The following is a 21,249-nucleotide window of genomic DNA, read 5'->3' as shown; positions in this document are numbered from 1 at the left end:
GCGTACATCACAGATTAACGTTTTAATGGTATTAATCACCCTATAATTATACCACTGCACTTTAGCTAGGTATATTAGCCAGAGTCGCTGCATAATCGAAGGGAGCACTGCTTGTTTAATGACACTAAGGTATTGGTACCTAGATCATGGTCGCAATTGCCTAATGGAGCCCAAATTAAGGCAAGTGTAGAGCAAGAGCTTGAATCATGGTGGCCAAAAGTATTTGGCTACCATATGTTAAGTTTAGGCCCTCTAAGCGCTGAACTGAATATGCCAGGTTTGCCTATTGGTCGCCAATTTTCTCTGTTCGATGGTGATGGTGCTTCTTTACGCGCGGACTTTAATGCGCTGCCGATACAGAATGGGGTTATCGATGCCGTCGTCATGAACATGTTGCTCGAATTTGAGCATGACCCTTATAAGCTACTGCGTGAAACAGACAGGGTGCTAATATCCGGTGGTTACCTGTTTATTGTGGGCTTTAACCCCTTGAGCCCGGCTTTTATCGGTAAAGCCTTACCTAAATATCAAGATAAACTCCCCTGGTGTGGTCGATTCTTTACCCCATCCAGAGTCAAAGATTGGCTGGGACTACTGGGTTATCAAGTGGTAGCCGATGAGCGCATCATTCACCATCATCTGCTCAGTGAAATGCGCTCAGAAAGTATCTGGCAAAATGCACTAAAGGCTTGGTTACCCGGAACCGGTAGTGTTTATCTGATTGTGGCTCGTAAGTTAGAAACGCCATTGACACCAATACATGAAAGGCAGAAAGTGCGTCAGCCTAATTGGGCTCAGGCACCGACGGCGGGAAGAACCTCTTTTAAAAACGACACCAGTGAACACAAGTAAAAGAATTTAAATGCGAATAACACTAAAACAATTATCAATTTTTGAAGCGGTTGCCCGCAGTGGTCAAGTGGCCAGAGCGGCAGATATGATGAACTTATCGGCTCCGGCGACCTCTATGGCCTTATCTGAATTAGAGAAACAATTGGATGCCAGATTATTTGAGCGGGTCGGCAACCGATTAAGGTTGAATTCTCAGGGGAGTCTCTTGCTGCCATTGGCTACCGAGGCGTTGCAAAAGGTGGAGCAGATAGAACTGTTGTTTTCTTCTTCCGAAGGTGAACTCAGTGGCACGTTAAATGTCAGCGCTAGCTCCACCATTGGTAATCACTTGATGGCCAAAAGTGCGGTGGCTTTTTGTCAGCAACATACCAGCGCTTTTGTCGATCTGGATATCGATAATACTCAAGCCGTCATAAAATCGGTATTAGAGTTTCGAACTGAAGTTGGATTTATCGAGGGGCAGTGCCTGGACAGTCGAATTAAAGTTGAGGCCTGGCATAAGGATAACTTGCTGGTTTTTTGTCATTCGGCGCATCCCTTGGCGGGGAAACGGGTGAAACCCATCGAGTTACGGGGACAACCTTGGGTGATGAGGGAAGAGGGGTCAGGCACCCGAGATTATTTTATCAGTGCGGCCAATGCTCTGGATATGCAGCCCATAGAAAGGTTCAGCTTCAGTACGCCGGACGCGATAAAACAAGCGGTTAAGCAGGGGGCCGGCCTGGCCGTGTTATCTGAGTTGACCCTGGAAAAAGAGCTGAGTCGCAAAGAGCTGGCAGTTATCGAGGTTGAAGGATTGGTGTTAACCAGACAGTTTTATCGCATTCACCATAAAAGCCGAAAATTTACACCCTTGTGTAATGCATTTATCGGCTTCTGCAGCAAGTTTAATAAACTGTCTATTTAGTACCTAAGGTCTGACTTAAACCGGGTAACCAATATCTTCCTGAGTCGGCTTAGCTTCGGCAGCCACTCTGGCTAAGGTGTCACAACGTTCGTTTTCTACATGACCTGCGTGACCTTTAACCCAGAGCCACTCGATTTCATGGGAGGCAGTGGCTGCATCTAGACGTTTCCAGAGGTCGACATTTTTTACCGGTTGTTTAGCGGCTGTTAGCCAGCCTTTTTTCTTCCAACCGTGGATCCACTGAGTGATGCCTTGGCGCATATATTGGCTGTCACTCGTGAGCACTATTTTGCAGGGCACTTTCAAGGCTTCCAATGCGATGATTGGTGCCAGTAATTCCATTCTGTTGTTGGTGGTTAACAGGAATCCATCTGAGAGTTCTTTGACTTGTGATTTGTACTTCATCACCACCCCATAACCTCCGGGGCCTGGGTTTCCTAAACAGGAACCATCGGTAAATATAGAGAGCGGTTTTAACATCAAGTTGTTACCATAGACAGATTATCGGGCGAGTATACCCAAAAACTTAAGAAGTGTTAGTAAATTTATGAACATAGTTTCTAGTGCAAAACGTCAGATTATTCTCGATACTGAAACCACAGGTATGAACCAGGCTGCAGGTGCTATCTATCTTGGTCATCGAATCATAGAAATAGGTTGCGTCGAGGTGATCAACCGTCGTTTGACCGGTCGTCATTATCATGAGTATATTAACCCTCAACAGCTTATCGATGAAGAAGCCATCCAAGTCCACGGTATTAGTAATGAATATGTCGCTAACAAACCAAAGTTTGCCGAGATAGCACAGAGTTTTATTGAGTTTATTGATGGTGCCGAGGTTGTGGCCCACAACGCGTCGTTCGATATCAGCTTCATGGATCACGAGTTTGGTTTATTGCGCCCCAAGGGGCCTAAGACTGCCGATATCTGTGGCATTTTAGATACTTTAGCCATTGCAAAGTATCTGCATCCAGGGCAGAAAAATAATCTCGATGCTTTATGTAAACGTTACGGCATAGATAACTCACGTCGTGAACTCCACGGTGCATTATTAGATGCGGAGATCTTGGCCGATGTCTATCTGTTGATGACAGGCGGACAGACCAAGTTTAATCTCTCTGGTGATACCGGAGGCATAGGTGCCGGTGGGATCATACGTTTAAGCCAAGAACGCACAAAACTTAAAGTGATCTCGGCATCGGCCGATGAACTAGCTAAGCACGAAGCGCGACTCGATATCGTGGCTAAAGGCGGACAATGTGCCTGGCGGGACTAAGTGTCAGGAATTAAATGTCAGGAACTCAGTGATAGAAAATAGACATAGAGGACGTTTCCTCCTTTATATCTCTATAATAAATACTAAAATCACCCGACATGGGATATTTCAATTACCATCACCTTTGATGAGGACTGACGTCACCTTTTATGAGTGTTAAACATCTTGTCTCCAGTACAAAAGCATTGGTTGCGCTAGTCTTGATGCTAAGCACTGTGCTTTCAACATGGGTCTTGGCCGATGTTGTGCCTTCGAGTGAAGCCAGTGTATTAAAGAATCGCTTCAGAATCGATCATATGGTCGATAGCCTCACCTTGCTTATTCAACGTCAATATGGCAGTTCACCGGTCGTCATCGTCTTACCCGACGGCAGCAAGTGGTATGCCAGTCGACATCCTGAAGAGGTGCAATGGGTCGATGGTTTAAGCGGTGATATCGTTACCATACAAAAACCTATGCCAGGCCCCTGGCAGCTCATAGGCAGAGTGATTAAAGGCTCTAAGATTCAAAAAATATCCAAATTGGGTATTAAGGTTGAGCCTTTACCCCAACCTTTATTTCAAGGCGAACGTTTGAAAGTTACGGCTCAACTATTGGGTGATGAACAGCGTTTAAGAATGCCTGGGCTGGATTACTTAGTCGAATGGACCGCTCGTTTTATCAGTGAACATCTACCCGGTGATGAAAATTTTGCCGCGGGTACATTGGTAGTTGGCTCATACAAAGACTACGGCGAAGGGTTAGATGAACGGCCCGATGACGGTATTTTTACAGGAAAAATCAATTTAAATCAGCCGTGGGGCCACTATAACTTTCAAGTCAAGGTACGCAACAATGTATTCTCACGTGAAAGCCAGTTTAAGTTCCTGTTATCGCCTATTCCAATAGAAATTGATGTACTTGAACCTGAAAATCCTCTGGAAGGGCGCTGGAAACTGTATGTTAAAGTTGATGACAGCGCGGTACAGTTATCCGAGACACATTTAGATCTTGAATTAGTCGGTCCTGCCGGGCTGCAACTGCCTATCACAATAAATGGATTGGAATCATCCCAGAGAGAGATCTTGCTTCCTGAGGTCTCTGATTTCGGTAGCTATCGAATTAAAGGGATGGCTGTAACGACAACCATAGGCGGGCGAGAGATAGTACTCGCCTTACCTGAGCGTTTCTTTAATTTGATCGAGCCGCCTAAGCCGCCGCCTACAGCGGAAGAATTAGCCGTAAAAGCAGCAAAAAAAGCCGTCATTGCTGAGAAGAAGGCCAAAGATGATGCTATGTTCTGGATCATAACGGTTAATGTATCACTATTGCTCTTAGGGTCATTAGGCTTACTCATCTGGCGTAAAACACGCAATTTAAAAGAGGCGTTAGCCGCAACTCAAAAAAGATTAGATGAAGAGAGAGAGCAAGTGCCGACATCTGATGACATAGATCTGACCATGCCTGAAGACTTACCTGAAGATGAAAAGGCGAGTTAGACGTTTTTATATCCAAGAAGAGCCGAGTTTTACATCTAACTGCTGCTTTTTTAACTGATCGGTTTATCTATTTAAAATAAGTATTGACGCGGAATGCTCGCCTACGTATTATCACCGCAACTTGATGTGGAGCGGTAGTTCAGTTGGTTAGAATACCGGCCTGTCACGCCGGGGGTCGCGGGTTCGAGTCCCGTCCGCTCCGCCAATCAAGTTACTAAATTTAGTTTAGTTGTTAGTGACATAGCAGCTAAAGCCGCAAGGCAATAAGTTTAGGAGCGGTAGTTCAGTTGGTTAGAATACCGGCCTGTCACGCCGGGGGTCGCGGGTTCGAGTCCCGTCCGCTCCGCCAAACAACGAAGCCCTTGTCGAAAGACGAGGGCTTTTTTGTGCTTGAGACTTAAATGAAATGATTAATGGTAAGCTGGGCATGGAGATATTGGTTTATTATAAGCTGAAAATGACCTGTCACGCCCAGGATCGCGGGTTCGCCTCTTGATAACAGCCAGTCCGCTGTGCCACATTGCTAAGCCCTTGTCGAAAGACGAGGGCTTTTTTGTGCCTGAGACTTAAATGAAATGATTAATGGTAAGCTGGGCATGGAGATATTGGTTCTTTATAAGCTGAAAATAACCTGTTATGCCGGGGGGCGCGGGTTCGCCTCTTGATAACAGCCAGTCCGCTGTGCCACATTGCTAAGCCCTTGTCGAAAGACGAGGGCTTTTTTGTGCCTGAGACTTAAATGAAATGATCAATGGTAAGCGGGGCATGGAGATATTGGTTTTTTATAAGCTGAAAATGACCTGTCACGCCCAGGATCGCGGGTTCGCCTCTTGATAACAGCCAGTCCGCTGTGCCACATAGCTAAGCCCTTGTCGAAAGACGAGGGCTTTTTTGTGCCTGAGACTTAAATGAAATGTTCAATGGTAAGCTGGGCATGGAGATATTGGTTTTTTATAAGCTGAAAATAACCTGTTATGCTGGGGGTCGCGGGTTCGCCTCTTGATAACAGCCAGTCCGCTGTGCCACATAGCTAAGCCCTTGTCGAAAGACGAGGGCTTTTTTGTGCCTGGGACTTAAATCAAGCCATTAACTTTAAGTAAAACATGATGTTCTCATTCATTAATATGGAGTTGATCAGGTTTTTTAACTGCTTTTTTAGATACAATCTCCGGTTAGGTTTGAAGTTAATCACTTTGAATACAATGATTGGCCTATATTGGGGCAACATAAGGATTCTTGTTATCTATACTGGTAACACTATTAAAGGGTATATATATATGGTTGAGCAGATCACTGCCATGCTAGGTTTATTAGGGGTGCTTTCACTCTTTTGTCAGTGGATAGGATGGAAGTTACGCTTACCCGCTATTTTACCTCTCTTAATCTGTGGGCTCTTGATGGGACCAGGTCTCAATATACTTGATCCTGATGCCATCTTTGGCGATCTGCTATTTCCTATTATTTCTTTGGGTGTGGCGGTCATATTATTTGAAGGGGCACTGACGCTTAACTTCAAAGAGATCAAAGGTCATGGTCGTATGGTGACTAACCTTGTCACCTTAGGCACCTTGATCACTTGGGCTTGCATCACTACGGCAACCCATTTCTTGATGGATTTTAAATGGGAAATGTCGTTATTGTTTGGCGCTCTGGTAGTCGTAACAGGACCCACTGTGATAGTACCTATGCTCAGAAGTATCAGGCCTAAATCAGAACTCGCTAGTATTCTACGCTGGGAGGGTATTGTTATTGACCCCATTGGTGCCTTGCTTGCAGTGCTGGTGTTTGAATACATAGCAGTCGCAGCAGACCCAACCGTGCATGTGTTACATGCCTTAGGATACATGTTAGGCATTGGAGTAGGTTTAGGGGCGCTCACAGGCTACCTGATGGGCCTCATCATCAAGAAGCATCTGTTACCTCATTATCTGAAGAATGCTGGCGTCTTGACCATCATGTTGGGGGTATTCGTCGTTTCGAACCTGATACAGGAAGAGTCGGGACTATTAACCGTGACTGTGATGGGGATAGTGCTTGCCAATATGCGCGGTATCGATATATCAGATATCATCGAATTTAAGGAAACGTTAACGGTACTGCTCATCTCGGTATTGTTTATCATATTAGCGGCCCGTCTCGACTCTGATGCATTGCTTAATCTTGGCTGGCAAGGGCTGGCATTATTAGCTGTGGTGATGTTTATCGCCAGACCGTTAAGTGTCTGGACCTGTGGGATTGGGACAACACTGAGGCGTAATGATAAATGGTTTCTCAGTTGGATGGCGCCTAGGGGCATAGTTGCTGCTGCGGTATCGTCTCTTTTTGCCATAAAACTTGAAATATTAGGCGTCCCAGGTGCAGAACTTATCGTACCTTTGGTCTTCTTAATCATCATAGGCACTGTGGTTGTACAAAGTTTAACGGCCGGTGCCTGGGCTAAATATTTAAATGTGAGTGCGGGATCTTCACAGGGCCTGCTTATTTTCGGCGCCTCGGTTTTTTCCAGAGAACTGGCAAAGGTCCTTAAGTCTAAAAATATCAAAGTGACCTTGGCTGATAATAACTGGGACAATATTCGTTTAGCCAGAATGGACAATATTCCCGTGTATTTTGGCAATCCAACATCCGAGCATGCCAGTAACTTTCTCGATATGACAGGCATAGGGCGTTTATTGGTCGTCTCTCCCTATCGTCAGCTTAATCCCTTGGTCAGTTTTCATTATCAAGATTTGCTGGGGAAGAGCAAGGTATATGGGCTGAACAACAACGAAGGGACGAGTGCCAGACATCAGATGTCTGAGTCATATTTAGCGCGTTTATGCCTATTTGGTGAGTCCGTATCCTATGCGAAACTCGCCAGTTTAATGTCCAAAGGTGCCTTGATAAAAAGTACCAACATCACCGACAGCTTCAGTTTCGATAATTTCCTGGCCCGATATGGAGAGTCTGCCATGCCCTTGGTGTACATTAAGGCGGGTAAGTTGAACATCTTCACGGGCTCGGCGGATAAATTGGCGAGTGGCATAGAGTTAATTAGTTTGTTACCCATAGAGGCCCAGCAATTGGCAAAAGAGCATTCTCTATTGCTAGCAAGTAAAGCCGCTGAACAGCTTGCTCTGGAGACATCTGAAAGTGAACCGGCTCTCGATGATAATGTGAAAGTTTGAGTCAAGGGGGATATAAATAGCCCCTAAGAGATAAAAAAGAAGGAGGCGTTAGCCTCCTTCTTTTTTATTGCATCAATCTACACCCTTGGGACTCGATTAAGCCGCCTGTTCATGGCTTTGTTTACCTATGGCCATGGCTTTTAACTCATCCGGGTCGAAGTCATCCACATTGATGGATTTCATGCGACCAATCTCGGCGCGTTCAAGCAGGGCTACTTCTTCATCAGTGAGGACGCCTAAGGCTTTCCCTTGTGCGGCAATCTTATCCAGCCACATAAATGGAATACGCTTACCGGCAGCCTTAGAGACCTTGGCATGTAATGGTTCACAGGCGAGAATATCTTTGAAGGTCTGCTCCTGCACGCCGACTGGGTTATTCTCACAAGGTGTCCAGAATTGACCTTTACCTAAACGATCTCGACTGGCACAAGGTGTTTGCATTATGGTCGCCACTTTATGATCTAACACATCGCTTGGTCTCTTAAGTGGGCGACCAAATGGGAAGATAATGCCTCGAAGGACAAAGCCCAATCCCATAGGGAAGTTGTTGAGTAGATCGTCGAGTGAGTCCTGTAACTTATATAAAGAATCTTCGACGGCCCACTGAACTAATGGCAAGTCTTCAGTCTGACGTCCCTCATCTTGATAACGCTTAAGGGTTGCAGAGGTGAGATAGAGTTGACTGAGTAGGTCGCCTAACCGTGCCGATATGCGTTCCTTACGTTTCAATTCACCGCCTAATGTCGCCATCGCCATATCTGAAAGTAAGGCTAAGTTAGCACTGAAGCGATTCATCTGTTGATAATAACGCTTGGTCTTATCAGAATAGGGCGCATTGGAGAACCTTGAAGATGTCACTCCAAGCCAGAAACTGCGGACCAGATTGCTGATGGCAAAACCGATATGACCAAATATTGCCGCATCAAAGGTATCCAGACCGCGATTAGCATCGGTATCGAATGCAGATTCCATTTCGGTTATCACATAAGGGTGACAACGAATAGCACCTTGACCATAGATGATCATAGAGCGAGTAAGAATATTTGCGCCTTCAACGGTAATGGCGATAGGGGCAGCCTGATAGCCTCTGCCTAAGTAGTTATTCGGGCCTAAACAAACCCCTTTACCACCGTGTATGTCCATGGCGTCAATGACACATTTTTGCATTCTGTCGGTGAGATGGAACTTCACTATGGCAGAGATAACCGATGGTTTCTCACCTAAGTCTATGCCCGTTGTGGTTAGACTGGTGACAGCATCCATCAGATAGGCGTTACCGCCGATACGTGCCATGGGCTCTTCGATACCTTCGAGCTTGCCGATAGGCAGTTTAAACTGACGTCGTATACGCGCATAAGCACCCGTTGCCACAGCCGCTATCTTGATGCCTCCCGCTGAGTTAGAGGGCAAGGTAATCCCACGTCCCACAGACAGACATTCGACTAACATGCGCCAGCCTTGTCCGGCCATTTCAGGGCCACCTATGATAAAGCTTAGAGGCACAAATACTTCATTGCCTCTAGTTGGACCGTTTTGGAACATACAGTTGAGTGGGAAGTGGCGACGCCCGGTTTCAACACCTTCCATGTCGGTCGGTATCAGGGCACAGGTAATTCCTAGCTCAGCCTTGTCACCCAGTAGTTGATCTGGGTCGCGTAATTTAAATGCCAGACCTAGTACGGTGGCGACAGGGGCTAAGGTAATGTAGCGCTTGTTCCAGGTTAATTTCATACCCAGAATTTCTTCGCCTTCCCATTGGCCCTTACACACAATACCAAAATCAGGGATTGAGCCTGCATCGCTACCGGCTTCGGGACTGGTGAGTGCAAAACAGGGGACTTCCAGACCTTGAGCCAGTCTAGGTAAGTAATGGTCTTGTTGTTCGGTCGTGCCATAGTGTTGAAGTAGCTCGCCCGGACCTAAAGAATTAGGCACACCTACGGTGGAGGCCAGTTCGCTACTCAGACCCGCAAGTTTTTGTAATACACGGGATTGCGCGTAGGCCGAATACTCGAGACCGCCGTACTTTTTCTTGATGATCATGGCGAAGAAGCCATTATCTTTTAGGTATTGCCAGATCTCTGGGGGAAGATCACCCAGTTGATGTGAAACCTGATGCTGATTGAGCATCTTACACACTTCTTCGACTGGACCATCTAAGAAGGCTTGCTCATCTGCACTCATTCTGGCTACTGGGTAGTTGTGGAGTTTCTTCCAGTCTGGATTTCCAGCAAATAGATCGGCTTCCCACCATGTGGTACCGGCTTCGATGGCTTCTTTCTCGGTAGAAGACATCTCAGGCATGATGCCACGATAGATCTTTAATATTGGTTTAGTGAGGAAATTTTTACGAAATGCACTGACATTCAGTGGCAGGGCGACGATTAAGAAGATGATCCACGATAGGGGACTCACTACTTCAGTTGCTGTACCGATAGCCATAACGACTGCGGCAATGATGCTAGATGTTAGCAACGAGACTCTTAGGTAGGCGAGAGCGCCTAACACAAAAAGAAACGCGAGGATCCATAGTAAGCTTGTCACTGTTATTCTCCTTAAGGTGCGACCTGAATATTGAACTCAGGCCAGAACTTTTGCCGATCATTATCACAATTATAGGCTGTGGTCTGACCTGTGTCGCATAAAAACTAAACCTATGTGAAAATTAATACAAGGATTATTTCAAACAAACGTTTATAAAAATTGTTAAGCTCGAGATTCCACTTTAAGCTGCAAATAGATAGAATACGTTAGAATTTAAATAATAACCCAGCTGTAATTAAAGGTATGAATTAATGTGTGAACTCCTTGCCATGAGCGCTAATGTGCCGACAGATATTGTATTTAGTTTTACCGGCCTGGCTCAAAGAGGTGGCGTCACAGGTCCCCATGTGGATGGGTGGGGGATCACCTTCTATGAAGGAAAAGGCAGTCGGACTTTTAAAGATGCTCATCCAAGTAGTGAGTCCCACATCGCCGAGCTCATTCAGAGCTATCCCATCAAGAGTGAAGTGGTTGTCAGTCATATCCGTCAGGCGAATCGCGGCAGCGTGTCTGTGGAGAATACTCACCCTTTCACTCGAGAGCTGTGGGGACGTTATTGGACCTATGCTCATAATGGCCAGTTGAGTGATTACCAGCAAAAATTCTCAGTTTCAAGATTCCAGCCTGTAGGTGATACAGACAGTGAGTTGGCATTTTGTTGGCTGTTAGAAAAGGTGGTGGAGAAATTTGGTGAGCAAGAGCCTGCAGACATCACACTCGTGTATCAGTTTATTGCCAAACTGGCCGATGAAATTCGTGCCTTGGGCGTATTCAACATGATCTTGACCGATGGGGCTCATCTGATGAGCTATTGCAGTAATAACCTCTGCTATATTACCCGTAAAGCCCCATTCGGTAAGGCTAAGCTCATAGATACCGATGTGGTAATAGACTTTAATAAAGAGACGACTCCTGATGACATAGTCACAGTGATCGCCACCAGGCCTCTGACTAAGGATGAGGAGTGGCATATTTTAGGGGCAGGGGACTGGAAACTATTTCGTAAAGGTGTGCTGATTCTTGATGAGAAGACCTAAGGCTGATTAATACCGAGTGTGAAGATAGGAATTTTGGGAGCATGGCAAATATCATGCTCCCATTTTCAATATGATAAATTTGCTGCTAGAGAGCTTGGTAACAATTTATTGAGTACTCTACTATTTTAGTGATTTTTACGGTTGTACACTCGAATCGGCAGCAGGCTCTTCTATCTTCACAGTTTGCTCTGGAGAGAAATGATAGTTGAGTAGTTTTATATCTAACTGCTTACTGCCTTTTTCGAAGTGGGTTAAACGTATGGGCAGGTAGCCGAGATCCGGCGCCATCCAGAAGAAAGTTTGACGTTTCTTACTGTCTCTGACTACCTCCACCTTGATGGTTTCGTAGCTGCCACTCTCGATATTGACTCTCTCTTTGCCTACGATTTTAAATGTATACTCATCGACTTCTCCCTCTTTCACCATCTCATAGTGAAGTTCTTTCTTTCCTAGGGCGATGTCGAGTCGGAATTGAAGCTGGACCATAAGAGGATCGTACAAGGTATGGGTGTAATCTAGCTTAGATCTTTCATCTTTATAACTGCTGTAAACGACTGCTTGTGCTTTGGCAAAAGCGGCTTGTTCTTGAAAATTAGGGCCAGTACCTTTTCTGTTATGGGTATATCGCATAGGTGTGAGCTGGTTGCCTTCACGTATGAAGTCACTGCGCACATTACGCCTATCAGATAACACCAGTAAACTTACATCGCTGTCGAAACGGTAATGGTAGATGTTACCTTCGGCTTTAGGAAGTTGAAAACGGGCCTTTCCTAGTTCTATGCTGCCATAATAAACCTGATATTCCGCAGTTTGCGGGGTTAGCGGACTCGGGGCCGCAGCCGCGTAGAGGCTGAAAAGGAACAAATTTGATGCTAACACTAAACGCTGACCAATCGACAATGAAGTCTCCTTAAATATGTACATTGATAATTTTACATGCTTACTAGAGTCATGAACTCTTAGTTATCGTGTCTTAACCCTGTTATTCATCCTGAACTTGCCAGTGATTAATGGGGCAAACATCAGGCCAGACAATAGGCTAAACAATGAATGTTTTTATGCTTCATTGGATCTTACCGCACAGGGCTGAAGCGAGTGTTTATCTCTTTATTCTTAGTTAAAACGGCAGTTGTAAAACCAATGTAGCCATATCCGGTCGCCACTCATATTTAGCTAAAGATATTCTCCCTCGGTTGACCTCTACGCCATCTAATCTGAGTAACTGCATTTGAGTGCGGAATGCTTGAGTATCAGATTTGAATGATATTTTCCCTTGGCTGTTGATGACTCTGTGCCATGGCAGGTTTAATGTTCAGGCGCCATCTTCAATGCTTTCGACACATATCTTGCCCTGCCGGGTAATCCGGCTAAATCGGCAAGTTTACCGTAAGAACTCACTCGACCCTTTGGGACCATGGCGACGATGAACCAGATTTTTTCCATGGGGGATTTAGCTGTCTCGGCAGGCATCGAAAAAGCGTCTGAATTAGCAGGAGTAAAGTGTCTCGCTAGCCTTGTCATATTATCTCATACCGTGACTTACCCTATACTGCATCATATCCTCTTCGCCTTTAACTCGCTAGCTTAAAGGGCACTAAACTGGCATCTTGGCTTGTGACTGTAATAACTAAGTTTGACTTGTCATGATTTTTTTAACTGACTGTAATTACTTGTGAAAAATTAAGGTGCGGCTTGTTTTTGATAGGGGGTGAGATGTACCAGAAGGGGCTGATTACTATTTGTCGCTTAGGTTTTGAAATGGTTTAGTTCCTTGATTTTGGAAAAAACACTTAATTTTGGCAACTAGTTGCTTCGTTTTTGCAACTTGATGTCAGATATCCCAATAGGTAAATTCATCCCAGATAGCTTATCTTTTTTTCATGACTGGTATTATAAAAAGGCCCATAATTCATCAGAGAATTATGGGCCTTCATGCTCACAATATGAGCCGTTTAATGGCTAGTGGCTAGTTTAGGCCACCTCAGCTTCACTCGCCACAGGCTTATTATCTGGGGCATTCATGACGCCAAACTTGTGAAACAAGACAAGTCCTAGGGCTGTGATTAAACCTAAGGCACCTATTATGTACCACATCAGATCTGGCCTTTGTGCTTCTTTTGCGACTTCTGAATAGAGATAGCCAGACAAGGGGCCCGCCAGTAGAAAACCTATGGCAGATGATACGAAGTAGTAGCCCATAAACATGGCCTTCTTGTCGTGTGGAGCAAAGCTGGCGACATATTCCTGACTCTTAGGTGAGGCTACCATCTCTCCAATAGAGAAAACCAAAATAGAAGTGAGTACCATGACACCCCCCATGATGGCGCCGTGAGCTATGCCACCTAAAGCTGTGCCGAAGGCGATGATCACGGTTCCGGCAACCAGAACGGGTAAAGCCTGGAATTTTTCTGCTACGCGGCTAACAAATAACTGCAGCACAACGATAGAGAGAAAGTTAAGGCCTATTAAATATTCAGGGTTAATTTGACGATACTGTCCAGACCAAGCATTGGCATAGACTTGGGCTTGAGAAGGATCTGCTGCTATGGCATTTAATCCCAGACTCAGTTCTGATACGGGCACCATGACCTTGTAGTGTACCAGTTCAAAATATGCGGCCTGAGCCGTGATGTCATGGTTCATCAGATTACCAGCCAGTCTTGTTAACTCAGTTTGTAAGCTTGAGATATCTACAGGGGCCAGGAAGCTGAGAAGGTTAGGATAAGAAGCCAGCATAGCGATAAGGTCAGAGGTATCGACAAAATCACGAATATAGATAGGCAAGGTAATGAATATTTGCTGATAGACCATCCAGAAACCTGACAAAATTAGTAGGTAGATCACGAAGGGTTTATTACCGACAGTTATTTTCTGCTTATACCAAGGCGCGCTAAGATCTGTTTGGCCTTTCAAGTTCCATAGATAATGTCCTAAGAACCAAACGAAATAGACCATGAGAGTGGTCTGTCCTGATAACCATTTAGCACCATAAGACATGAGAATGATCAGAGTCCCAAAGAACAGCAGGGCGAAACGCACATTACCCAGTACTTCTTGTATATCGGCGAAGACAGCTTTGAGTGGCTTTCCTTTCTGTGCATCTTGATCCGTGGGTTCTTTGTAGAAAAGAAGAGCCGGTATAAAGTTCACCGCAATCCAGAATGATGACATGATAAATACCCAGTCCCAGCTTATCGCACGGACATAGCCGGCGATGAAGGGGCCGAGAAAACCACCTATATTAACCATCATGTAGAAAATACCGAAACCTAGGCCGCGGTTTGTATCATCTGTCGTCCGGGCTACAGTACCGGTGACTACAGGTTTGAAACAAGCAGCACCGAGCGCCACGCCCATGAAGGCGATGAAGAAACCGGCGAAAGAATCCACCTGACCCAGAATGAAGTAGCTGGGACACATGATGGCAAAGGATAGTAGAAACATTTTACGGTAACCGTATCGGTCAGCCAATGCACCTGTGACGACAGGAAATAAGTAAAGGAAGAAAGGGATCATGCCTTGGAGTAAGCCACGTTCCTGATCGCTGAAACCTAAGCCTCCTTGTTGAGAAGGTGAGGTCATGTATAGGGATGACAGGGTAAAAAATCCATACCAGGCAAGACGTTCGAATATCTCCATGGTGTTGGCGACAAAGAATGTCTTGGGTAAAGGGGTACGAGTCACTCGTGTCATATTACTACCTGTATATTTTATACGATTTACCTATGCTATCTCCATATATGTCGAATTTCAAGTAATGTAACGATAAGGTTAAAAATGATTATTTGTTTGCTGAACGCTATGAAGTTGCCTTTAGCGTTCATTCGGTCATAATGGCCCAAATTTTTACATTATGTGATTTACCAATGGCCGTACTCGATATTCTAACCATCCCCGATGAACGTCTTAAACGCAAAGCCCGCACAGTTGAAGATATAGATTCGGTCCAAGGTTTTATAGACGATCTGCTTGAAACCCTGTATGACACCGAAGATGGAATAGGGCTGGCTGCGACACAAGTCGGCAGCGAGCACGCCATCTTAGTCATAGATCTGTCAGAGGAAAGAGATCAGCCTCAAGTCTTGATTAATCCTGAAATTGTGGCAACTCAAGGTGACTTTATTGGCGAGGAGGGATGTCTATCGATTCCTGGCTATAGAGCCAAGGTGGCCAGAAGTGAGCAAGTAACAGTAAAAGCGTTGGACCGTACTGGTAAGCCCTTTGAGATTGAGACTGACACATTCTTGGCTATTGTATTGCAGCATGAAATGGATCACCTCCAAGGCATAGTATTTACCGATCATCTGTCGAAACTTAAGCAGCAGATCGCACTAAAAAAAGTGAAGAAATACGTCTAAATCAATTATTACTTAAGTTTAATCGTTAATGCACTCGATTTTACTATCACTTGGTCCTGGCAAGTCTGAGACTGTCGCAGTTTATGGGCAGCTCTCAATCAAACAATCAAATACAAGCCCTTCAATCCTGTCCGGATAAATAATAGTGACTTGAATAGAACAGAGTCACTATTTTGTTTAAGTTCAGCCCTGAGTATTTCCCCACTATGGGTTTATATGTAATAAATGCGGCTTATGTACGAGAACTTATTTACAAGAACTTATTTTACGAGGATAAGAGCTGTTATAAACCAGTTTTTGTCATCCTTGGCTATTTTCAAAGTACAAGATTGTCAATAATTGAAACGCCTGGGCCAAAATATGCTCTGGGTTTGAAGACCATGGTAATTTTGTGGCATAAAGAATTTTAAGAGTAAAATTAGATGAAGCTAGTCTTGTTAACCCATGAGAGAGAAGTACAACGTCCAACTAATACAGGTTCACTGGCATTAAGTGCTTTTCCACAATGGTGCCGGAGGATTATGTGGTCGAGAGTGGCTCCGGATAGAGAGCTGATAGCATTAATAAATAGCCATAGAGCCGCAGTACTTTTCCCCAGACCTAAAAATCTTTTTAGCTCTGATAATCTCTCTGTGGAAAATACAACAGAGCAGCTTTATCTTGAGCATATTCCTGACACGCTCATCATCTTAGATGCAACCTGGCAAGAGGCCCGTAAGATGATGAGGCAAAGTCCTTACCTTAAGGCGGCGGATAAGTTTGCCTTAACTGAACAGCTTGATTCAGGTTTCACCCTGAGACGTAATCAAATAGAGGGCGGTTTGTGCACCATAGAGTGCATCATCAGCCTACTCGAGCTAAAGAGCCGTCATCAAGAGGCCGAAGAGTTAAAACAAGCCTTCGGTGATTTTCAAGCAGGCTGATAGCTCGAGTTAAAGAATTATGATAAAGAGGCTGAAGGGGTAAACCAAGCCTTTGGTGATTTTCAAGCAGGCTGATAGTTCGAGTTAAAGAATTATGATGAAGAGGCCGAAGAGTTAAAACAAGCCTTCGGCGATTTTCAAGCAAGCTGACAGTCTGGGTAAATCTACACACTAGACACTATATAAGGGTCAAGTAAATACAGAGAAAGTGGCTTATTGCACCGGCGAGCACAAATAGGTGCCATATCGCGTGGTTATAGGGAATGCGTTTACCAACATAGAATATCACCCCAAAACTGTAAAATAATCCGCCCAAAATTAATAACTGAAAACCCAGACTTGTCATGGAATCGATCATGTCACTCATGACGGTTGCGCACAACCAGCCCATCAATAGATAAAGGGCAACACTGAGCTTTTTGAAGCGATTAATGAATAAGGTTTTGAATAATACCCCACCAAATGCCAGAGACCAGATGGCGATTAAGATAATATTTGCCGTGGTACCATCTAGGGCAATCAGCATTAGAGGCGTGTAGGTACCTGCGATTAAGAAATAGATGGCACAATGATCGGCAATTTTAAGTCTGTGTTTCCATATTGGATCAGAGATTGAATGATATAAGGTGGAGCAGCTAAAGAGTAATATGATACTGGCACAGTAGATAACCAGTCCGAACAATTGAACTGTGTTGAGTGTTTCCTGGCCTTTAATGAGAGAAAGTATAAGTCCGACAATCCCAGCTATAATCCCCAAGCCGTGGCTTATGCTGTTTGCCATCTCTTCTTTGTGAGTATAACCGCTGCTATTGACCGAGGCTGTCTGTTGAGCAAAAGATTCTTCTAGTGGCATATATACCAATTCCCTTAAATCGTATCGGTGGAGTCTAACAGCTAAATCTGCATAAAACCATACTTGAGCGTACACGTGTAAGCTAAGTCTCTTGTGTCAGAATGAACTTTTCGTCTAATTAGTTATCTGAGTTTTCATTGATATTCGCTCCAAGATGAAATCTTGGTACTGACTCATTCACTGCATTTTAATTGAAGTGAACAGACAAAGATAAACCACAGGGATGATGCTATTGAAGGCATTTCAGATAGAGGGGCTTTTATTTAACGCTCAGCAGGATGAACTGCAGGGGATAAAGGCTGATAAGAGTGCTGAGGATTTCGAGGTTCAGTTTGATGACTTCTGGGACTCTCAAGAGCTGAGCTATGAGCTGAATCATGATCATAGCACTTTTATCTTAACCGAGAATAAGCATGCTGATCTAGCTGCCAACCGGCCCTGGACTTCTTGGTTATTGGTGACTGCTGGGGTAATAATCTGTCACCTGGCACTGGTGTTTACGTTAGATCTACTCTGGATACCCGCTCCTCAGTTATATCCCGAAGCTAAGATCAAGGGCATTCAATCACAAGGTCCTCAATTAAAAGTCCCCCGATTAAAAGCTTATATGTATTTTAAAGCCCCAGTGATAGAAAAAAGTAAGTCTGAAATAATCGACAAACAAATACAGCAAGCTAAGCCGCTGGTGTCTGATTTGCCTGCCAATGACTTACAGATTAAAGAAGCAACTGCCCAGGGCTATCAAGTAAAGCCAGCGAAAGAGAAGGAAAAACGAGAGAGTGACACTCGCCCACTTAAGAAAATATTAGTACAAGAGACCTTGATACAAGAGAGCTTAGTACATGAGACTTTAGTACAAAATACTGTAGTCAAACAGCTTAAACAGCCTCCGGTTAAGCAAGCTGATGTTTCCAATCCTGAGACTGCTTATCCCCAGAGTAAGTCTGCCAATTTCTTTTCGTCTGAACCTGAGAGCAATGATGAGAGGGACAAGCTTATTATTTCAAATTTCAGTTCTTCAACCCAAAAATACCTTTCCCGGCAGAGAGAGGAAGCTCTGGGAGAGCTTGTTGTCAAACAAGCCAATCAATATAGCCAAACTAAAACACTCAGTGAGATGGATGGCGAGATGATTATTCTCAAGCTCCCTAAAGTTGACACTTGGAGCAATGCACAGAGCTTAGATAACGGGTTAGATCCGAACCGAATCGTCAAACAGGGAGATACCTGCTACCGAATTGTTCAAACACCCACCCAAATAGATCCCCATGCAGAGAGTCTCGGCTATGCATTTCGCTGTGATGGTGACTCGCTCGTTGCGGCGTTAAAGCGGGCTATAGCAAAAAGAGTACATAAAACACCCATTAAGCGATAACGTCAATGATGAAATAATTTAATGTCAGATTGGTGATTTCAACATAAAATATTTTCAATGTGTATATTTCTTTAATAAATACAATCTATTGAGTTTTAAGTCTGCGTGATTTTTTTCGATTTAATATCTTTACAAAAGTCTTGTTAACTTTCATGTTTTAAGATTATACTTGTTAAATCTTGTCGGAGTGCCTAAAGGCTGAGACCGTTTATTCGGGATCCGTTGAACCTGATCAGGTTAAAACCTGCGAAGGAAACAAGCATGATAATGTCCATAAATCGTGTGAATTTCTGTATTCATTGAATCATGATATTTTGATTCAATGGCTGCTAATTTTAGTGTCATCACCTCAATTTTTTGAGTCGAAGACCTGAGGTTTAGTACCTGATAATCAGAATATATTCATTTTATCGTCATTATCTGTGACATAGAGACGTGTTCTCGTGTCTGTTATTCAACTCTCCTGACAAGCAACTTCATTTCAATTAAAGTGAGATTGCTTATGTCAAACCGCCGCGAAACCCGAGCTAAAGCTCAAGAGTTCATCGATACCCTAAAGCCGCTACAGCACCCTAATTCTGAGAAAGTCTATCTAACGGGTAGTCGTGAAGACCTCCGTGTCGGTATGCGCCAAATTCTCCAGTCGGATACCATGGTTGGGGGGACCGAGCCTGATCCCATCTTGAAGCCCAATGCCCCGCTAAAAATCTATGACTGTGCCGGGCCCTATTCAGATCCTGATGCCGATATCAATGTCCGTAAGGGCCTGGGTAAATTCAGAAATAACTGGATTATAGAACGTGATGATACTGAGCAGCTTAGCGGTGTCAGTTCAGGTTTTACTCAAAAAAGACTCGCCGACGATGGCTTAGATCACTTGAGATTCGATTCTCTGCTTCCTCCACGAAAGGCAAAACCTGGCCAGTGTGTTACCCAGTTACATTATGCCAGGAAAGGCATTATCACCCCGGAAATGGAATATATTGCCATTCGGGAAAATATGGGTCAGTCAGAGATCACCGACGAGACATTGACCCGCAAGGCGCCAGGAGAAAGCTTCGGAGCGTCGATTACTGAGCCGATTACTCCCGAGTTTGTCAGAAGTGAAATCGCCAGAGGGCGTGCGATTATTCCTTTGAATATCAACCATCCAGAAGCCGAGCCCATGATCATTGGCCGAAACTTTCTGGTTAAGGTTAATGCTAATATCGGTAATTCAGCAGTGACTTCTTCTATCGAAGAGGAGGTCGAAAAACTGGTCTGGTCTACTCGATGGGGCGCGGATACCGTGATGGACCTGTCTACTGGCCGTTATATACATGAAACGCGAGAGTGGATCATTCGTAACTCTCCGGTTCCTATCGGGACTGTGCCTATCTATCAGGCTTTAGAGAAGGTCAATGGCGTCGCCGAAGATCTGAATTGGGCCGTGTTTAAGGATACCTTGATTGAACAGGCAGAGCAGGGCGTCGATTACTTCACCATTCATGCCGGCGTATTACTGCGTTACGTGCCAATGACGGCAAATCGCCTGACGGGTATTGTCTCACGTGGTGGCGCCATCATGGCCAAGTGGTGTCTGTCACATCATCAGGAAAACTTCCTCTACGAGCACTTCAGAGAAATTTGTGAGCTTTGTGCCGCCTATGACGTGTCCTTATCTCTGGGGGATGGCATGCGTCCGGGCTCTATCGCAGATGCGAACGATGAGGCGCAGTTTGCTGAGCTGGAAACCTTAGGCGAGTTGGTTAAAATCGCTTGGGAGTACGATGTACAGACCATCATTGAAGGTCCTGGTCACATTCCCATGAATCTTATCAAAGAGAATATGGAAAAACAGTTAGAGGTATGTGACGAAGCCCCTTTCTATACCTTAGGCCCACAAACGACAGATATTGCACCTGGATATGATCACTTCACCTCAGGTATTGGCGCCGCCATGATTGCCTGGTTTGGTTGCTCCATGCTCTGTTATGTGACACCTAAAGAGCACCTTGGATTGCCAAACAAGGAAGATGTGAAGCAAGGATTAATCACCTATAAGATAGCGGCTCATGCCGGTGATGTGGCTAAAGGACATCCGACTGCGCAAATTCGCGACAATGCCTTATCCAAGGCTCGTTTCGAGTTCCGTTGGGAAGATCAATATAACCTAGGACTGGACCCGGAAACTGCCAAAGCCTATCACGATGAATCTCTGCCTCAGGAATCGGCCAAGGTAGCTCATTTCTGCTCAATGTGTGGACCTAAGTTCTGTTCGATGAAAATCAGTCAAGAGGTGCGTGAATATGCGGCGGCTCAAAAGCTTGAGATACAGACCGATGAAGAGTTTAAGGCGAAAAACACTGCCGTCTTAAGCTCTAATCTGGATAGAGAGAAGGGGATGGCCATGATGTCGGCAGAGTTTAAGGCTAAAGGCGCCGCTTTATATCATGAAGCTGGTGCGGCTAAACCTGTTCTGGATGAGGTTGAGGGCTAA

The 21,249-nt window shown here is 44.7% G+C and carries 15 protein-coding genes, 2 tRNA genes, 1 pseudogene and 1 riboswitch; of the genes and pseudogenes, 12 read left to right on the top strand and 6 right to left on the bottom strand.

The features are described 5' to 3' along the window. Positions 1 to 111: 111 nt before the first annotated feature. Positions 112 to 852 carry a class I SAM-dependent methyltransferase gene (locus tag SVI_RS11365; protein WP_013051662.1) on the top strand — a complete coding sequence of 247 codons (741 nt, stop codon included), beginning with the start codon at positions 112 to 114 and terminating at the stop codon, positions 850 to 852. A gap of 10 nt (positions 853 to 862) precedes the next feature. Next, positions 863 to 1,759 carry a LysR substrate-binding domain-containing protein gene (locus tag SVI_RS11360; RefSeq protein WP_013051661.1) on the top strand — a complete coding sequence of 299 codons (897 nt, stop codon included), beginning with the start codon at positions 863 to 865 and terminating at the stop codon, positions 1,757 to 1,759. A 15-nt stretch (positions 1,760 to 1,774) separates the two neighbouring features. Here the strand turns inward: SVI_RS11360 and rnhA are convergent, their stop codons facing one another. Further along, positions 1,775 to 2,239 carry a ribonuclease HI gene (rnhA, locus tag SVI_RS11355; RefSeq protein WP_013051660.1) on the bottom strand — a complete coding sequence of 155 codons (465 nt, stop codon included), beginning with the start codon at positions 2,237 to 2,239 and terminating at the stop codon, positions 1,775 to 1,777. A 67-nt stretch (positions 2,240 to 2,306) separates the two neighbouring features. Here rnhA and dnaQ point away from each other — a divergent pair, with 67 nt between their 5' ends. From dnaQ to SVI_RS11330, 5 genes are all read left to right on the top strand, one after another. Then, positions 2,307 to 3,035 (top strand): DNA polymerase III subunit epsilon, encoded by a 729-nt coding sequence (dnaQ, locus tag SVI_RS11350; protein ID WP_013051659.1) that lies wholly within the window; start codon positions 2,307 to 2,309, stop codon positions 3,033 to 3,035. Between the two features lie 149 nt (positions 3,036 to 3,184). Then, on the top strand, positions 3,185 to 4,513 hold the full coding sequence (locus tag SVI_RS11345) for a TIGR03503 family protein (protein ID WP_013051658.1): 1,329 nt from the start codon (positions 3,185 to 3,187) through the stop codon (positions 4,511 to 4,513). Between the two features lie 128 nt (positions 4,514 to 4,641). Further along, positions 4,642 to 4,718, top strand: a tRNA-Asp gene (locus SVI_RS11340). Between the two features lie 67 nt (positions 4,719 to 4,785). Continuing rightward, positions 4,786 to 4,862, top strand: a tRNA-Asp gene (locus SVI_RS11335). A gap of 928 nt (positions 4,863 to 5,790) precedes the next feature. After that, positions 5,791 to 7,680, top strand: a complete 1,890-nt coding sequence (locus SVI_RS11330) for a cation:proton antiporter (protein ID WP_013051657.1) — start codon at positions 5,791 to 5,793, stop codon at positions 7,678 to 7,680. A 96-nt stretch (positions 7,681 to 7,776) separates the two neighbouring features. On the opposite strand, the gene fadE is transcribed toward SVI_RS11330, so the two are convergent. After that, on the bottom strand, positions 7,777 to 10,224 hold the full coding sequence (gene fadE, locus SVI_RS11325) for an acyl-CoA dehydrogenase FadE (protein ID WP_013051656.1): 2,448 nt from the start codon (positions 10,222 to 10,224) through the stop codon (positions 7,777 to 7,779). 251 nt (positions 10,225 to 10,475) lie between these two features. On the opposite strand from fadE, the gene SVI_RS11320 reads away from it, so the two are divergent. Further along, complete coding sequence (locus SVI_RS11320; protein WP_013051655.1) at positions 10,476 to 11,261, top strand: class II glutamine amidotransferase; 786 nt, start codon at positions 10,476 to 10,478, stop codon at positions 11,259 to 11,261. A gap of 135 nt (positions 11,262 to 11,396) precedes the next feature. On the opposite strand, the gene SVI_RS11315 is transcribed toward SVI_RS11320, so the two are convergent. The 3 genes and pseudogenes from SVI_RS11315 to SVI_RS11305 all read right to left on the bottom strand — a co-directional run bounded on the left by SVI_RS11315 (position 11,397) and on the right by SVI_RS11305 (position 14,954). After that, positions 11,397 to 12,161, bottom strand: a complete 765-nt coding sequence (locus SVI_RS11315; protein ID WP_013051654.1) for a DUF3108 domain-containing protein — start codon at positions 12,159 to 12,161, stop codon at positions 11,397 to 11,399. A gap of 217 nt (positions 12,162 to 12,378) precedes the next feature. After that, positions 12,379 to 12,731, bottom strand: a pseudogene (locus SVI_RS11310) (MGMT family protein). A 501-nt stretch (positions 12,732 to 13,232) separates the two neighbouring features. Further along, the gene (locus SVI_RS11305) at positions 13,233 to 14,954 is read right to left on the bottom strand and encodes an MFS transporter (protein ID WP_041419892.1); all 1,722 of its coding nucleotides are present in this window, start codon (positions 14,952 to 14,954) and stop codon (positions 13,233 to 13,235) included. Between the two features lie 173 nt (positions 14,955 to 15,127). Here SVI_RS11305 and def point away from each other — a divergent pair, with 173 nt between their 5' ends. Together def and SVI_RS11290 are read left to right on the top strand one after the other, a co-directional pair. Continuing rightward, positions 15,128 to 15,619, top strand: a complete 492-nt coding sequence (gene def / locus SVI_RS11300; RefSeq protein WP_013051651.1) for a peptide deformylase — start codon at positions 15,128 to 15,130, stop codon at positions 15,617 to 15,619. Between the two features lie 422 nt (positions 15,620 to 16,041). Beyond that, entirely contained in the window at positions 16,042 to 16,542 is a 501-nt protein-coding gene (locus SVI_RS11290; RefSeq protein WP_013051649.1) for a DTW domain-containing protein, read from the top strand. 178 nt (positions 16,543 to 16,720) lie between these two features. Here SVI_RS11290 and trhA read toward each other — a convergent pair whose 3' ends face one another. Then, positions 16,721 to 17,395 carry a PAQR family membrane homeostasis protein TrhA gene (gene trhA / locus SVI_RS11285; protein WP_013051648.1) on the bottom strand — a complete coding sequence of 225 codons (675 nt, stop codon included), beginning with the start codon at positions 17,393 to 17,395 and terminating at the stop codon, positions 16,721 to 16,723. Between the two features lie 232 nt (positions 17,396 to 17,627). On the opposite strand from trhA, the gene SVI_RS20745 reads away from it, so the two are divergent. Beyond that, entirely contained in the window at positions 17,628 to 18,770 is a 1,143-nt protein-coding gene (locus SVI_RS20745) for a hypothetical protein (protein ID WP_013051647.1), read from the top strand. Between the two features lie 173 nt (positions 18,771 to 18,943). Continuing rightward, positions 18,944 to 19,042, top strand: a riboswitch (TPP riboswitch). A 230-nt stretch (positions 19,043 to 19,272) separates the two neighbouring features. Further along, a complete protein-coding gene (gene thiC / locus SVI_RS11275) occupies positions 19,273 to 21,249 on the top strand; it encodes a phosphomethylpyrimidine synthase ThiC (RefSeq protein WP_041419890.1) in 1,977 nt (658 codons plus the stop codon).

The sequence above is a fragment of the Shewanella violacea DSS12 genome (assembly GCF_000091325.1).
Lineage (GTDB): Bacteria > Pseudomonadota > Gammaproteobacteria > Enterobacterales > Shewanellaceae > Shewanella > Shewanella violacea.
The sequence above is the reverse complement of the archived record's forward strand: the minus strand, read 5'-3'. Positions and strand labels throughout refer to the sequence as shown.

Coding starts and splice junctions, on each gene's coding strand:
- SVI_RS11360 (WP_013051661.1), top strand. CDS start 863: ATGCGAATAACACTAAAACAATTATCAATTTTTGAAGCGGTTGCCCGC.
- rnhA (WP_013051660.1), bottom strand. CDS start 2,239: ATGTTAAAACCGCTCTCTATATTTACCGATGGTTCCTGTTTAGGAAAC.
- dnaQ (WP_013051659.1), top strand. CDS start 2,307: ATGAACATAGTTTCTAGTGCAAAACGTCAGATTATTCTCGATACTGAA.
- SVI_RS11345 (WP_013051658.1), top strand. CDS start 3,185: ATGAGTGTTAAACATCTTGTCTCCAGTACAAAAGCATTGGTTGCGCTA.
- SVI_RS11330 (WP_013051657.1), top strand. CDS start 5,791: ATGGTTGAGCAGATCACTGCCATGCTAGGTTTATTAGGGGTGCTTTCA.
- SVI_RS11320 (WP_013051655.1), top strand. CDS start 10,476: ATGTGTGAACTCCTTGCCATGAGCGCTAATGTGCCGACAGATATTGTA.
- SVI_RS11305 (WP_041419892.1), bottom strand. CDS start 14,954: ATGACACGAGTGACTCGTACCCCTTTACCCAAGACATTCTTTGTCGCC.
- def (WP_013051651.1), top strand. CDS start 15,128: ATGGCCGTACTCGATATTCTAACCATCCCCGATGAACGTCTTAAACGC.
- SVI_RS11290 (WP_013051649.1), top strand. CDS start 16,042: ATGAAGCTAGTCTTGTTAACCCATGAGAGAGAAGTACAACGTCCAACT.
- trhA (WP_013051648.1), bottom strand. CDS start 17,395: ATGCCACTAGAAGAATCTTTTGCTCAACAGACAGCCTCGGTCAATAGC.
- thiC (WP_041419890.1), top strand. CDS start 19,273: ATGTCAAACCGCCGCGAAACCCGAGCTAAAGCTCAAGAGTTCATCGAT.